The 14,292-nt window shown below is 40.5% G+C and carries 15 protein-coding genes; all 15 read left to right on the top strand.

Annotated elements, in window-relative coordinates:
* The first annotated feature begins 486 nt into the window (after window positions 1-486).
* Complete coding sequence (locus AACS92_RS05590; protein ID WP_241537957.1) at window positions 487-1,113, top strand: hypothetical protein; 627 nt, start codon at window positions 487-489, stop codon at window positions 1,111-1,113.
* A gap of 128 nt (window positions 1,114-1,241) precedes the next feature.
* Window positions 1,242-2,327 (top strand): metallophosphoesterase family protein, encoded by a 1,086-nt coding sequence (locus tag AACS92_RS05585; protein WP_099110345.1) that lies wholly within the window; start codon window positions 1,242-1,244, stop codon window positions 2,325-2,327.
* Entirely contained in the window at window positions 2,327-4,246 is a 1,920-nt protein-coding gene (locus AACS92_RS05580) for an AAA family ATPase (protein ID WP_099110344.1), read from the top strand. Before AACS92_RS05585 ends, AACS92_RS05580 begins: the two co-directional genes overlap by 1 nt.
* On the top strand, window positions 4,236-4,823 hold the full coding sequence (locus tag AACS92_RS05575) for a hypothetical protein (RefSeq protein ID WP_099110343.1): 588 nt from the start codon (window positions 4,236-4,238) through the stop codon (window positions 4,821-4,823). Before AACS92_RS05580 ends, AACS92_RS05575 begins: the two co-directional genes overlap by 11 nt.
* A 41-nt stretch (window positions 4,824-4,864) precedes the next feature.
* On the top strand, window positions 4,865-5,104 hold the full coding sequence (locus AACS92_RS05570; protein WP_153044766.1) for a hypothetical protein: 240 nt from the start codon (window positions 4,865-4,867) through the stop codon (window positions 5,102-5,104).
* 23 nt (window positions 5,105-5,127) lie between these two features.
* Window positions 5,128-5,700: a hypothetical protein gene (locus tag AACS92_RS05565; protein WP_099110341.1), complete on the top strand. Its 573-nt coding sequence runs from the start codon at window positions 5,128-5,130 to the stop codon at window positions 5,698-5,700.
* Between the two features lie 115 nt (window positions 5,701-5,815).
* The gene (gene nrdA, locus AACS92_RS05560; protein WP_241537956.1) at window positions 5,816-8,104 is read left to right on the top strand and encodes a class 1a ribonucleoside-diphosphate reductase subunit alpha; all 2,289 of its coding nucleotides are present in this window, start codon (window positions 5,816-5,818) and stop codon (window positions 8,102-8,104) included.
* 109 nt (window positions 8,105-8,213) lie between these two features.
* Complete coding sequence (gene nrdB / locus AACS92_RS05555; protein ID WP_099110339.1) at window positions 8,214-9,335, top strand: class Ia ribonucleoside-diphosphate reductase subunit beta; 1,122 nt, start codon at window positions 8,214-8,216, stop codon at window positions 9,333-9,335.
* 100 nt (window positions 9,336-9,435) lie between these two features.
* Window positions 9,436-10,245: a nucleoside triphosphate pyrophosphohydrolase family protein gene (locus AACS92_RS05550; RefSeq protein WP_099110338.1), complete on the top strand. Its 810-nt coding sequence runs from the start codon at window positions 9,436-9,438 to the stop codon at window positions 10,243-10,245.
* A 204-nt stretch (window positions 10,246-10,449) separates the two neighbouring features.
* Window positions 10,450-11,580 (top strand): thymidylate synthase, encoded by a 1,131-nt coding sequence (locus tag AACS92_RS05545; RefSeq protein WP_099110337.1) that lies wholly within the window; start codon window positions 10,450-10,452, stop codon window positions 11,578-11,580.
* A 12-nt stretch (window positions 11,581-11,592) separates the two neighbouring features.
* Complete coding sequence (locus tag AACS92_RS05540; RefSeq protein ID WP_099110336.1) at window positions 11,593-12,030, top strand: hypothetical protein; 438 nt, start codon at window positions 11,593-11,595, stop codon at window positions 12,028-12,030.
* On the top strand, window positions 12,027-12,518 hold the full coding sequence (locus tag AACS92_RS05535) for a dihydrofolate reductase (RefSeq protein WP_193756942.1): 492 nt from the start codon (window positions 12,027-12,029) through the stop codon (window positions 12,516-12,518). Before AACS92_RS05540 ends, AACS92_RS05535 begins: the two co-directional genes overlap by 4 nt.
* Window positions 12,515-13,171 (top strand): AAA family ATPase, encoded by a 657-nt coding sequence (locus AACS92_RS05530; RefSeq protein WP_099110334.1) that lies wholly within the window; start codon window positions 12,515-12,517, stop codon window positions 13,169-13,171. The genes AACS92_RS05535 and AACS92_RS05530 overlap by 4 nt, the downstream gene beginning before the upstream one ends.
* Before the next feature lie 60 nt (window positions 13,172-13,231).
* Window positions 13,232-13,693 (top strand): hypothetical protein, encoded by a 462-nt coding sequence (locus AACS92_RS05525; protein ID WP_099110333.1) that lies wholly within the window; start codon window positions 13,232-13,234, stop codon window positions 13,691-13,693.
* Window positions 13,690-14,250 carry a 3'-5' exonuclease gene (locus AACS92_RS05520; RefSeq protein ID WP_099110332.1) on the top strand — a complete coding sequence of 187 codons (561 nt, stop codon included), beginning with the start codon at window positions 13,690-13,692 and terminating at the stop codon, window positions 14,248-14,250. Before AACS92_RS05525 ends, AACS92_RS05520 begins: the two co-directional genes overlap by 4 nt.
* The last annotated feature ends 42 nt before the right edge of the window (window positions 14,251-14,292 follow it).

Genomic DNA, 14,292 nt, shown 5'->3' with positions numbered 1-14,292 from the left:
ACAAGGATCTCTAGGTACTTATAGAACTCTTTGGTACTTATTTATTAGGATCTGGCCTGTTGATATGTAGAAACGCTACAAACAATGTCCTTGTGGATAGAATTTCACTTTACTCTCCATAGTAGTCGTAGCTTCTTCCTATAGTGGTTTGTTTACTCTCTACAGTAGTCATAAACGCTCATGATAGTGGTTGAAATACTCTTTATAGTGGTCATAGATCTACTCTTATACCTTATATGATGCGGGTTCCCAGCTACGGGGATCTGTTTTGATCTTATATAGATCTCTTAGGGTCTTATTATTAGATCTATCCTGTGGAAAATATGAGTAACTTGCCGTTTAATTACTTATACATCCATAACTATTTGTTAAATAACTAATTTTAAATATTCACGCTTGAGAATAAAAGCAAGCAAAGCAGCATAACTTTATTTTTTCAGATATGATTTATCGCATAATCTGACATGCCGTAAATAAGACAAATTAATGACCGATCATAAACAAAAACAGAAAAAGGTCAGACGCTTGGAAACTGGTGTCTATACCATCGAACCAGAATCCCTGCGATCTCGTAATGACCATCTATGTCAAATTTGCTCCATCATATCTAACTGCCCTATTCAACGTGCTCTAAAACTCACTGAAAATCATGCAGAAGCCACCATACGTACTTGTGCCAGATTCGTACCCTCTATCTCGTTCAGAGCGCCCTACGTTGGATTAGAGTTTCCTATTTTTAATACACTAAGAGCTGGTACAACATGGCAGGAAAGATTGGTTAAAGGGAAAGTTATTGCACTTACTGACTCTAAAACAGGGGAAATTCTACGGTTTGGGATGGTACGTAACGTTGTTTCTGGTGCTATCGATAAAATGCTTGAGATACACGCTCAATTCAACCATCTAGCTATGGGTGGTAAATCTATCAATGAAGTGAAAACTGTTATTCAAAAGTCCTACGGCCACTTTCTAAAGCCTGATTCCAAATTAACCGCTATCTATATTGAAAAAGTTAGTCATTCACTTATCGATAAGATAGATAGAAAGCTCGGTGATCCACCTGAAGCTATTCAATCGAATGTGATTAACCTATCTTGGCATCGTAACAAATAATACTTAATCCCCTTTTTAAAGGCGCTAACTATCAATAGTGCCTTGTATTCTTTCTTCTTTGCCTTTTCTATTCTGTTATTATCCTCATTCTTATACGTAACCACATACTTACATAAAGGCAAATGTAAATGAAAGAAGCACTATATGGCTTAATATCAGACACGCATTACCATGTTTGGGACGCCTTTGCGACCACTTCACATGATGGAATGAATTCTCGCTTAAAAATCCAGTTAGACGCTACTTGGGAGGCAGCTGTAGTAGCTAAAGAGGCTGGAGCAAAAGCGTTATTCCATGCTGGTGATGTTTTTCATGTCCGTGGTTCTATTGCACCTACAGTCCTTCATTTCACATCAGAACTGTATAACAAGATCATTAATACACTCGGTTTACCAGTATATATCCTTGCTGGTAATCACGATCTAGAAACTAATGATTCAGTTTTTTCAGCGAATGCTTCGGCTTCATTTTCAAAGATAGGAGCTAATATTGTCTGTTCTAAAACACCACAATCATTTGATATTGATGGTGTAAAAGTTCATATGGTTAGCTGGTATAGCGATCATAAATCTCTGCTGAACACAGTCAAAGAACTAGCGAAAACTATCAATACATCTGTGCCGAATGATCTGATTATTCATACTTCAATTAATAAAGCTATTCCCGGTATGCCAGATGTAGGCATGGAAGCAGAGGAATTTGAAGGTTTAGGTTTTCGTTATGTCCTCTCCGGTCATTATCACAATCATAAAGAAGTCATTCCCGGCGTTATTTCAGTTGGGGCACTGACTCACCAAAACTGGGGCGATATAGGAACTACAGCGGGCTATATGCTGATAAATCAAGACGGAACATATAACCAACATTCGACCAAAGCCCCTATTTTCCTCGAATTAGATAATGAGTTGCCTCCTGAAATGGTAAAAGGCAATTACGTTCGAATTCGTGCTGTTATCAAAGACGATGAAGACGGCAAAAAGTTAGAAGAAATGGCAAAACTACTGGGAGCAAGCGGAATTACTCGTAATTTTACGAAAGAATCCTCTCTGATAAGTGTTGGGACGGTTACAGCAGGAACAGCCAAGATCGACAGCCTTAAAGAGTCTGTTAGTAATTACTGTGCGCTTGTAGGGAAATCAGATACCTCTATCGATGTATCAAAATTGACAGCCGTATGTGAAGACGTCTTATCTCAAGCAGAAGGTAAAGAATAATGAAATTTATCAAAATGACCGTCGAAAATTTCATGCGGATTGCCGAAGCAGAAGTTGAACTAAATGACCGTGGTCTGATATTGATTCAAGGTAAAAATACTGACGATACCTCCGCTAACAGTAATGGTTCAGGTAAATCCACACTGATGAATGCGTTATGCTGGGGACTTTACGGTGAAACCGCTAATGGGTTGAAAGCTGATGATGTGTTAAGCACCGGATTTGAAAAGAACTGCCGTGTTTCTATCATTGTTGAAGATGAAGACAGCAAACGCTACTCCATAATCCGCCACCGTGCCCACACAGCTAATAAGAACCGCCTGATAGTGTCCTGCGAAGACGGTGATCTAACAAAAGGCACTGACAAGCTCACTCAAGAATTTATCGAAAAGCTGATAGGCGCGTCTAAAGAGGTTTTTCTAGCTTCAATTTATGCCAGTCAGGAAAACATGCCTGATTTACCGGGTATGACCGATAAGAACCTGAAAGCTATTGTTGAAGAAGCGGCAGGAATTGATCGTCTTACCTATTCGTATGAAATCGCTCGTGATAGGCACAATACAAAACTTGCTGAACGTGATGGTGTTGATGGGAAAATTACTGTTGCCGATCGTGCATTTATCAGTGCTCTGGAGACCTCCGAGGAAACTGAACGCTCTGCTGAAAAATGGGAATCACAACGCAAGGTACGCATTGCAGAGGTGAAAAAAACAATTGAATTGGCAGAAGTTAATCTGGCTGAATTGCAATTGTCTAGCAAAGACAGCCCTTCACTAGAGTCCATTGACAAAAAAATTGCAGTAATCCGCACTGAAATAACTGGTGTAACAGAACACGATTGCAAAGTCGGTGAGTTTGAGTCGGCAATAGCCAAAATTCGTTCAATGCATACAATTAAACAGAATGAAATAGATCGTCTAAAAGCACAGGCTAAACGTGCTATGACCGATGCTACAGAAGTAGTGGCTAAAATCGGTATGCCATGTTCTGAATGCGGTAAACCTTACTGTGAAGGCGATTTGGAGACGGTAAAAAAAGGTCATGTTGATAAAGCTAGAGCAGATATGGCTACCATTACTGCTGAGCTTATACCGGAGATTAGTAAAATCACTGATCAGCTTACAAAAGCAAAGGCACAGTTGGTTATCTTAAAAGCCTCTCGTCCAAACATTGATGTTCAGATGGAGAACATCGCTAACCTTCAAAAACAACGAGTTTATATTGAGAAATCAGCAGCAAATGAGAAAGCCGCAGAAGTTTATTACAAAGCAGAAGCTGATAAATTAAAAGCGATTGAAGAGGAAGTAAACCCATTCACCGGACTCATTGAAAAGACCAAAAAAGAAGCCTTGCTCCTAAAAGATAATTTAAAGAATTTAAAAGAGAATAAGGTAGTTTTAGATGGAGAATGTTCTTTGCTAGAACATGCGCGGAAAGTATTCTCTCCATCTGGTGTCAGAAGCCATATTTTATCTAATGTTACTCCTTTCTTGAATTCCCGTACTGCGGAATATCTCAATACGCTGTCTGACGGTTCTATCGAGGCTGTTTGGTCTACGATGGAAACTACCAAAAAAGGCGAAATTAAAGACAAATTTAATATTGCTGTCTCTAAAGAGGGAGCGTCTAAGTCTTTTGCTGGGTTATCTGGCGGTGAAAAGCGTAAAGTCCGTATTGCTACCGCACTAGCACTTCAAGATCTCGTTGCTAATCGCGCAACTAAGAACATTCAATTATTTATCGGTGATGAAATTGATGATGCACTGGACGTAGCAGGTCTGGAGCGCTTGATGGCGATTCTTGAAGTTAAGGCTCGTGAACGCGGAACAGTGATGATTATTTCCCACAAAGAAATGAAATCATGGTTCAGGGAAACAATCACTGTCGAATCAAAAGGTGGTCGTTCCTATGTCAACTAAGTTACCTATCGAATCAGCTATAGCTTCGGCAATAGCTATTGCTGATACAATCAATCTAAGTCGCATCTACAACATCATGAACGTTAAAGGGATTCCGGTTTTAGATTACTCCCATTCAATTGATGAAAATTTATGTGTAGCTGAGGCTGGGATGGAGTTCGAGAAATCAGACTCTACAGGCAGTTTTGCTATTACTTCTGAAAAATGGCGTATTTCTAAACCGTTACTGCAAAAAGTTATGTCGTCCGCAGCTATTGAAAAAGTTGATAGTTGGTTGTCGATGAAAATGCTAGAGGGAAAAGAGTCTGCAATGGTTCATTTTCACCGTATTAACACGGTGCTTGATGGAAAAAGTGAATATATCATCATGCCTATCCTGACTGACGGAGATGGCAAAGATATTAAGGAGAACCGACGTGTCCTGATTGAGGAGATTAATCACCTTGATTTAAACGCAATACTACAAATGGCAACCTCCTATCATTCTGCTATTCAAAAACTCACTAAAACGCTCAAGAGGAGTTTTTTGGATTCTGGCGATACGAGTGGCTATCAGTTTCAAAAAAGCGCTGTATGAGCCATACAGACAATATTTATGGGGTAACGTGTGGAGACTTCGTGTTTAAAGTAATGGTAAAGCATGAATGTTCTGAACTAACTCAAGATCTAAACGCAATTGCGGCTTTATCACAAAACTACACGGTGTCAGAACAATTTAATCTCAGACAATTTAATTTAGCCACAAGAATCCCTGAAACTACAAAGATCGAAATAGCGAAAGTGTCGGAAATGAGCATTGATGAGGGCACTGTGTGTATTGCTGTTAACGGTAGAGCATTTGAATTTGGTTCTTTTTAATTCCTAAAAACACAGGTAACACAGTGAATAAAATTATCAAAGTAGTTGGTATCGACCCCTCTCTCTCTAATTTTGGTATCGTTTTTGGGGAGCTGGACATCGGAAATAACACGGTTGTGAAAATTGAACGTATGGAGTTGACGCAAACAGAATCCGGCGATACTAAAAAATCTGTTCGGGTGAATAGCGATGACCTACGCCGAGCATCGGAGATTTGGAAAAAGGCTAAACCCATTATAGAACAGGCTCAGTTAATATTCTGCGAGTTACCGGTTGGGAGCCAGTCAAGTCGGGCACAAACATCATACGGCATTTGTATTGGCGTTCTGGCCTGTATAGATAAGCCTTTGATTCAAGTTACACCTATTGAAATCAAAAAGTTTGTTGCAGGCAAAAAGACAACGACTAAAGAAGAAATAATCGCTTGGGCGACACAAAAGCATCCAGAAGCCCCGTGGTTAACTCGTAAAGAAAAAGGCAAAGTTAAGTTGGTCAATAAAAATGAACACTTAGCTGATGCTATTGCTGCAATCCATACAGGTATGCAAACAGATCAGTACCGTCAAATAGCCTCCGTTCTATCCTCTCTAATCTAACCCAATATATTGGTTACTTAAAAATCAACCACACAAGATATAGTTTTTGTGTGGTTGATAATAGGTAAATACTTACCTATTATCATCAAAATTTATCAAATGAATGGAAATATGTATGGCCTTAGTAGTTACTAAACGTGACGGATCACAAGTACCGTTCGATACTGAAAAATTCAATCGTGTTGCTATGTATGGTACACAGGGTATTGATGGTGTAAGTGCATCTGCTATTGCTATGAGAGTGCATATTGGCGCACAGAATGGAGTTAAAACTACTGATATTCATGCTCTGATGGTAAAAGCTGCGGCTGACTTGATATCGGTTGATTCTCCTAATTACAGCCAAGTAGCTGCTCGCCTCAATATCGGCCTGATTCGCAAAGAGGCCTTTGGTGGCTATGAATATCCTGACCTGTTTGAGCACATTCAGCGAATCGTTGCCATTAATAAATATGATAAAGATTTACTGACAAAATACACTGAGGAAGAAATTAAGGTACTTGGTGAATACCTTGAACCTGATCGTGATGAGTTGTTTGGTTATGCTGCAACTGTTCAGCTACGTGGCAAATATTTAGTTCAGAACCGCGTTACTGGACAGCTTTATGAAGCACCACAGCATGTCTACATGTTATCGGCGATGTGTTTTTTCCAAAACTGGAAGAAAGATACTCGTCTACAAATGGTAAAAGACTTCTATGATGCTACTTCAACTTTCAAACTGTCTTTACCTACTCCGATCATGGCAGGCTTACGCACCCCTACCCGTCAATTCAGTTCTTGCGTGGTCATGGAAGCAGGTGATTCCCTGCCATCAATTAACGCAACCGCAGCAGCTATCGTTAGTTACATCTCCCAACGCGCTGGTATCGGTCTTGGTTTTGGCGCTATTCGTGCTCTTGGTAGCGAAATTCGTGGTGGTGAAGCGAATCACACAGGGGTAATCCCGTTCCTTAAATACTTTCAGGCTGCGGTAAAATCTTGTTCTCAGGGGGGAGTTCGAGGCGGCGCAGCAACGGCATTTTATCCTCTGTGGCATAGAGAATCCGAAAGTTTGCTGGTGTTAAAAAATAATAGAGGTGTTGAAGAAAACCGCGTTCGCCACATGGATTATGGTGTAATGCTCAACGGCTATATGTACAAGCGTCTGATTGACGGTAAAAACATTTCATTGATTAGCCCTAACGATATGCCAGGTCTTTATGAGGCATTTTTTGCTGAGCAATCTGAATTTGCTCGTTTGTATGAAGCGGCAGAATTAGATGAAAATATTCAGAAAATTTCTGTTCCGGCAGTCGATCTTTTCTCATCCTTGATGCAGGAACGTGCCTCTACTGGTCGAGTGTATATTGCTAACGTAGATCACATGAACACTCATGGTGCATTTAATCCTGCTCTTGCACCAATTCACCAATCCAATCTCTGTATGGAAATAGCATTGCCTACAAAGCCATTGGAATATGCAGATGATCCTAACGGCGAGATTTCTCTGTGTACTCTTTCTGCATTTAACTTAGGTGCAATAGACAATATCGATGAGCTTGAACACCTTTCCTATCTATTGGTAGCTGCTCTTGATGTATTACTGGACTATCAAAACTACCCACTGAAAGCGGCTGAACGTTCTACAAAAGGCCGCCGTAGCTTAGGAGTGGGAGTGACTAACTTTGCTTATTACTTGGCGAATAATGGATTTAAGTACTCTGATTCTGCTGGTGATCAGTTCGTCCATGACACCTTTGAGGCTTTCCAATATTACCTGTTAAAAGCATCTAACCGTTTGGCGAAAGAATTCGGTGCATGTTCTATGTTTAACGACACCCGCTATGCAAGGGGAGAATTGCCTGTCGACCACTATCGTAAGCAGTTAGATAAGATGGCAAGTAGCGTTACTGAACCTCTGAAAATGGATTGGGAAGCATTACGCGAAGATATCAAAGCCTATGGCCTACGTAACTCAACTGTTTCTGCTTTGATGCCATGTGAAACTTCTAGCCAAATTACAAACAGTACTAACGGTATTGAACCACCTCGTGGCCCTGTCTCTGTGAAGATGAGCAAAGAAGGAGCGGTGAAAATGGTCGTGCCGGGATATGAGCTTCTAAAAGATCAGTATGAATACTTGTGGCAGATGGGCGGCAACAAGGGTTATCTGACTAAGGTAGCAATTATGCAGAAGTTTGTTGACCAATCTATCTCTGCCAACACCAATTATGACCCTGAAATTTATCCTAAAGGACGTGTGCCGATGGAGGAGTTATTGCGTGATCTGCTAATGGCTTACTCTATGGGAGTGAAAACATTGTATTACCACAACACTCGTGACCGTTCTGGCGAAGAGGATGAGCGAGAAACCCCAGCAGCTCCAGCCGGTGATGATTGCGGTGATGCCTGCAAAATCTAACTGCTCCTAATCGTTACTTTAAGGTGGGTGAAAACCCGCCTTTTTATTCGAATTAAACACCTAATTGACTGATTAATAATATAAAAATACTAAATTGAAAGGAAAAAGTATGTCAGGTTATTCCGTATTCCGACAAGAGAAAAATGATGCTACTAAGGAACCCATGTTTTTCGGGTTAAGCGTAAACGTTGCTCGTTACGATCAACAAAAGCATCGTTTATTTGAAAAAGCTATTGAGCGCCAATTAAGTCTATTTTGGCGACCGGAAGAAGTGGATGTAAGTAGAGATCGTATTGACTACCAAGCCATGTCGGAACATGAACGCCATATTTTTATCTCTAACCTAAAATATCAAACTCTGTTGGATTCAGTACAAGGCCGCGCGCCAAATATTGCTTTCTTGCCAATTTGCTCGCTGCCGGAGCTGGAAACATGGATAGAAACGTGGTCGTTCTCTGAAACTATTCATAGCCGTAGCTATACCCACATTATTCGTAATCTGGTTAATGATCCCGATACCATCTTTGATGGAATCGTTGAAGACGAAATGATTCTGGCTCGCGCCGCATCTGTTTCAGAGGAATATGACAAACTGATTAAGCTCTTTGTTGCTCGTGAATATCTCGGCATTGAGGTATTTGAACGCAAATACGGCGCGGAGACAATTCATGAACAAGTGTTTAAAACATTGGTGGCGGTGAATACCCTTGAATCTATCCGATTTTATGTGAGTTTCGCTTGTACGTTTGCATTCGGCGAACGTGGTGTAATGGAAGCTAACGCTAAGATTATGAAGTTTATTGCCCGTGACGAAGCTCTACACTGCCACGTTACTCAGGAAATGATCAAACTGATGTATTCCGGTCGTGAGGGTGATATGTGGAAGCGTATAGCTGAACGTAATCGCCATTTTGTCATTGATACAATGAAGTCTGTTGCCGAGCAGGAAATGGCTTGGGCTGAATACCTGTTTAAAGACGGCTCAATGATTGGCCTTAACGCTGATATGTTGAAAAAATACGTTAAGCATCGCGCGAATGTAGCGATGAAACGTATTCATTTTACTCCTATCTTTGATGATGTGAAAAACGATCCACTACCGTGGATGGATAGTTGGTTGCTATCCGACAATGTGCAAGTTGCCCCTCAAGAGGCCGAAAAGGCAGACTATTTAACTGGTCAGATTGATTCTCAAGTGAACGCAGGTTCTTTAGTGGGCTTTGAAATTTAATTCAAGCGCCGTTCAAAAAAGAGTGACTGCCTTCTTCACTCTTTTAATGTTATTAGCATTATCTAATTAACAAAAATATCTTATTTTGGAAAATAATTTAATGAAGAAAAATAGCCTGACACTTAGCCTAAAATCCTCTGATAAACCTGCAATTACTATTAACAACCACATTAAACCAATCTATGAATTGGTGAAGGAATTTCATCAGGTTTTTGGTCACCCGATAGACGAAACAGCGATAACACCTGACATGTTGTATTTACGTGCTAATTTGATTCGCGAAGAAGCAGAAGAAGGCTTAGCTGCGATTGATGAAGGTAATGCGAAGGAAATTCTTGATGCGGTGGGCGACACGGTTTATGTACTAGCAGGTACTCTTGTTGTTATAAAGAATTCAATGAGCCATGCTTTATCACTTGATCATTTTCAGTTAGGTGCTGCAACAATTTTCAACATAATGGCAACTGAAATTGGTTCAGGCTTTATGAGAGATTTAGAAACAGGCTTTAATTTAGCTATTACTACAGCTGGGTTGTTGGTTGATATCGCTGATTATTTAGACGCTGGTGAGGAGGAGTGTGCCTGTGAAGACATTTCTCGTTTGCCAACTTACATTTCAGACTGTTTGATGGTATTTCGGCACGTATTGCACTTAAGTAATGTACCTTTGTATGGGCTGATTCAGGCTATTCATGAATCTAACATGTCGAAATTGTGGTCTTCTGACACTGAAATTCGTAAAAGGCAGATTGCTAACTGTAAATATAATCCAGCAGATTTAGCGTTCCGTACCTGTATCTCTCGTGATGGAATGATTGGTTATCGTATTTCAGACGATAAGATATTGAAGTCACCGAGTTATACACCTGTTGATTTGACACCTTTTGTTGAACAATGTAATTCCTTATAAAATATGTATTGATAAGTAAATAAATACCTATTAATATTTACTATGCCTTATTTGCTGTTATCGGTAATAAAGTTACTAATGCTGACAGACTTTTTATAGTAAATGCCATCCTTGAGCGCGCCTAACAAGTGCGCTTTTTTTTATTTGCTACCTAACTAACTTATATAAAACATGGTAAGTAAATGAGTACGGTGATAATTTAAAATGACAGAATCAAACAAACCAGCCAGCCAGAATAATTTCCCGGTTCTTAATGATGAATCGTATCGTGATATTGTTTCAGATATAGCTCAATTCGGCCTTTCGTCCAGTACAGACAGAACTGGTGTTGGCACAATCGGGCTTTGCTTCATTCCGAGCTTCTATCATTTGGATGGGGGCATTATTCCAATGATCTCCGGTAAAGCAGTTAACCAGAAGCCATTACTTGTAGAACTTGAGTGGTATTTCAAAGGTCTTACCAACGTTAATTTCCTGAATAAGAACGGTGTATCAATTTGGGATCAGTGGGCTGATGAAAACGGCGATCTTGGCCCCGTTTATGGAAAGCAATGGCGTCAATGGAGTGATACTCGTGTTGTTACTCCAGAACAATATGAGCAGATTAAAAATCGTGGGTATACCATTGAGGGAACTCTGACAGATGGACGTTTGGCAATAACCCGTCAAATCGACCAGTTACAGCGCATCGTTGACAATCTGCGTAATGATCCTGAAAACCGACGTAATATTATGACGGCATGGAACGTAGGTGAATTGGAGGATATGAAGCTTCCACCTTGCCATTTTGCATTTGGTGCGTGGAGTCGTGAAATTGATCCAGTTAATCGTCTGGTAATGGCATTCCGTATCGGCATTAATCACATTGAACATGATATTGAATCAAAATACGCTGACTTTGCACTGGCAATTAAGCCGATAATGGAAAGGGACAGTGCAAGTTATGATGACTTTATGTCGAGTCTTACCCATGAATGGCTTGACCATCACAATATCCCCCGTCGTGTACTAAATACAGGTATGGTGCAACGTAGTGTTGATACTTTTGTCGGTATGCCTTTTAACATTGCCGGTTATAGCATCATTACTCACTACCTCGCTCACATCACCGATCACATGGCCTGTAACTTCACTCATTTTGGATTCGATGTTCACCTGTACAACAATCATGAAGATGGTGTAACCACTTATTTAAACCGCACTGACATGCCGGACAGCAATCCGATTGTTGTTTTTCCTGATTCATGGAAAGAACTGAGTGATTTTAATTGGCAAGGGATAAAGATTTATGGCTACAGATCTTATCCGTGGATCAAAGTACCGGTAGCGAAATAAGGATATTTCACCATGCAACCTTTAGTTATATGCACCATCGATGGTGTACTTTCTGATAACTCTGATCGACTGCATCTGATGAAAGAAGGAAGCATTATTGAGTACAACGAACGGCATGAGCGTGATGAGGCAATCATTTCATCCATTCGTATGCTTAAAGGCTTCCAGCGTACCGGATGCGATATTCTTATTGTTGAAGACCGTCCTGTCGAATATATGGAACAAACAGAAGATTGGCTTAAAGAGTACGGTGTATTCTTTGACTTCCTGTACTTGCCATCATCAAAGCAAGCTGGTCGTGGCTTTAAAGTAAAAGCGGTAAAAGAGCATTTAAATGAAAATGGTGGTCAGATTATTGCCGTCCTATGTACGGAACGACAGGATGAGCATGATTTTCGTCATCACCCACATCGTCCTACTGTTTATACCGTATCGAGAGGTGTGATGTGATTTCGTTAATTGCTGCGGTAGCAAAGAACAATGGAATAGGCGTTAACAACGCCTTGCCGTGGCATTGTCCGCGTGATCTGAAATTATTCAAGCAGAGGACGCTTGGCGAAATCGTGGTGATGGGAAGAAAAACGGCTGAAAGTTTGGGAAAGCCATTAAAGGATCGCATTAATTTTGTTCTTTCACGTAATCCCAACCGTGTACCTGCCGGATTTTCAATTATCCGTGATGCTAATGAAGTGAAAGCATTAGCGGAATTTCATGCGGTTTACATCATAGGTGGTGCTGAAATCTATCATCAGTTTATTAATATTGCTGATCGCGCTTTTATTTCTCACATAGAAATTGATGCTGTTAATGCCGATACGTTCTTCCCTATGGATGAGCTGAAAGCAATATTTGATCGCCGTATGACTCTCAACTACTACGATGAGCTGGAAAATGAACCTGCTTTTGATCATGTGATGTATTGGAAGCAAACACCATGAAACCTATATTTCGACTCGGCTTAACTGGTGCGCAAGGTTCAGGAAAAAGCACACTGGCTAAAACTTTTTCAGAACAGATAGGTATTCGTTATTTTGATGCCAATGTACGCGGTATTCTCAAACGCAACGGCTTTGATTGTCGCTCTGAAATGACCCTTAAACAGTATTTCAATATGCAGGAGACAGTGGTTCATGAATTGTATAGCAGCTATCCCGATGAGAGTTTTATAACAGACCGCACACCAATTGATGTCATGGCTTTTACGCTGGCCTATGTGCCGCCAACGATTGTTGAAGGCTCAGAGGATGGTAAGTCTATTGAATTTTCCTTGCTCGATATCTTAACCGAATCACGGTTGGCAGTAACACAACACTTTTCCCACATTATTTTGGTTCATGGCGGCTTTAAGGTCGATGAAGAAGATATGAAGCGCAAAGACAGAGCTTCAATGCACTTAGGTTATCGCATGAAACTGGAAAGTCTCATAGAGGGAGAACTTGGTCGATTTTCTAATTTCTCAAGCACAAAAGGTGTTGAATTTCGCATGATCCCTCGTGATATGACTGGACTTCAACGCCGTGTTAATTCGCTAATCGGTGTGTATGCCCGTTACATCGATTCATTTAATTATGAAACCAGTACCGCTCATTAATCCTTTTATGCCTATGTGGTTAGTTGAAAATTAACTGACCACACAACGGAGATTTAAACAATGTCAGAAGCTATTAACTATGACGAAACAACACGACCAGAAGACGAATTGATTGATTTGCGTGAAGAGATAGATCGCAAGGCGCTTGTAGCTATTGAAAATATAGTGACTCGATTCGAGAAGAGCATGATTACACGGCGTGAGGCATTTGTTGGAATATCTGCTGTATTTGATTCGGTACAAGGCTTGGTTAGCAATGATGTTGGGGAAACACTGAATGTCGTCTTAACCGAAATTCAGAAATCCGATAAGCAAGACAAATTCCCGATGGTGTTTGCACACAAGGGAACAGTGGTGATTTTAAAACTGGATATGTTCAACCGCACATTAACTTCTATGATGGTCACTGGTTCAGGCCAAAAAGCTGAGAAATCAGAATCATTCGAGAATGAACCGGATACATTGAAAGCTGCTATTTCTAAGGCTATGACGTTTAGTAAGAATGGAGCGACCCGACTATGACAAAGATAGCCGTTGGGCTTGACCTTGAAACCACGGGATTAGAGTACGCTGATGGGCATCGTATCTTTGAAATTGCATTATGCGCTCGTGATTTGGTTACTGGCGCAGTCATTAAAGATTTTGCAATGCGTTTTAATCCACGGCGGGAAATATCAGCCAAAGCACAGGAAGTTACAGGTGTTAAGTTGTCTGATTTGGTTGCAGAGCCGTTGTTTGAAAGCAAATGCCACGCTATTGCGGCGATATTGAATAACGCCACTGTAATTGTGGCACATAACGGACTGGGATTTGATAAACCGTTTATTGATCATGAAATGAGATTGCACGGTGTAAAACTGAAGCAAAATCTAATTTGGCTGGATACGATGCTTCACGGTCTATGGGCAACACAGGACGGTAAGCGCCCGACTTTGCGTGAATTAGCTTTTGCGCTTGGTTTTGAATATGACGAAGAGAAGGCGCATGGTGCTTTGTATGATACACAGCTTATGATGGATTGTTTTTTTACTGCCCGTAAAAAATATGGGTTGTTTCAGTTGCCTGATGAAGGTGTATGAAAAATAGTTAAATTCAGTTCCTCTTTATTCCGGCTCAAGATT

This window comes from Xenorhabdus sp. KJ12.1 (genome assembly GCF_963876495.1).
GTDB lineage: Bacteria > Pseudomonadota > Gammaproteobacteria > Enterobacterales > Enterobacteriaceae > Xenorhabdus > Xenorhabdus stockiae.
Note: the sequence above shows the minus strand (reverse complement) of the source record. Positions and strands in the feature narration are given on the sequence as shown.

Excerpts from the sequence above, each read along its gene's own strand:
- AACS92_RS05545 (WP_099110337.1), top strand. The coding sequence starts at position 10,450 with ATGACAGAATCAAACAAACCAGCCAGCCAGAATAATTTCCCGGTTCTT.
- AACS92_RS05575 (WP_099110343.1), top strand. The coding sequence starts at position 4,236 with ATGTCAACTAAGTTACCTATCGAATCAGCTATAGCTTCGGCAATAGCT.
- AACS92_RS05540 (WP_099110336.1), top strand. The coding sequence starts at position 11,593 with ATGCAACCTTTAGTTATATGCACCATCGATGGTGTACTTTCTGATAAC.
- nrdA (WP_241537956.1), top strand. The coding sequence starts at position 5,816 with ATGGCCTTAGTAGTTACTAAACGTGACGGATCACAAGTACCGTTCGAT.
- AACS92_RS05580 (WP_099110344.1), top strand. The coding sequence starts at position 2,327 with ATGAAATTTATCAAAATGACCGTCGAAAATTTCATGCGGATTGCCGAA.
- nrdB (WP_099110339.1), top strand. The coding sequence starts at position 8,214 with ATGTCAGGTTATTCCGTATTCCGACAAGAGAAAAATGATGCTACTAAG.
- AACS92_RS05550 (WP_099110338.1), top strand. The coding sequence starts at position 9,436 with ATGAAGAAAAATAGCCTGACACTTAGCCTAAAATCCTCTGATAAACCT.
- AACS92_RS05525 (WP_099110333.1), top strand. The coding sequence starts at position 13,232 with ATGTCAGAAGCTATTAACTATGACGAAACAACACGACCAGAAGACGAA.
- AACS92_RS05585 (WP_099110345.1), top strand. The coding sequence starts at position 1,242 with ATGAAAGAAGCACTATATGGCTTAATATCAGACACGCATTACCATGTT.
- AACS92_RS05590 (WP_241537957.1), top strand. The coding sequence starts at position 487 with ATGACCGATCATAAACAAAAACAGAAAAAGGTCAGACGCTTGGAAACT.
- AACS92_RS05520 (WP_099110332.1), top strand. The coding sequence starts at position 13,690 with ATGACAAAGATAGCCGTTGGGCTTGACCTTGAAACCACGGGATTAGAG.
- AACS92_RS05530 (WP_099110334.1), top strand. The coding sequence starts at position 12,515 with ATGAAACCTATATTTCGACTCGGCTTAACTGGTGCGCAAGGTTCAGGA.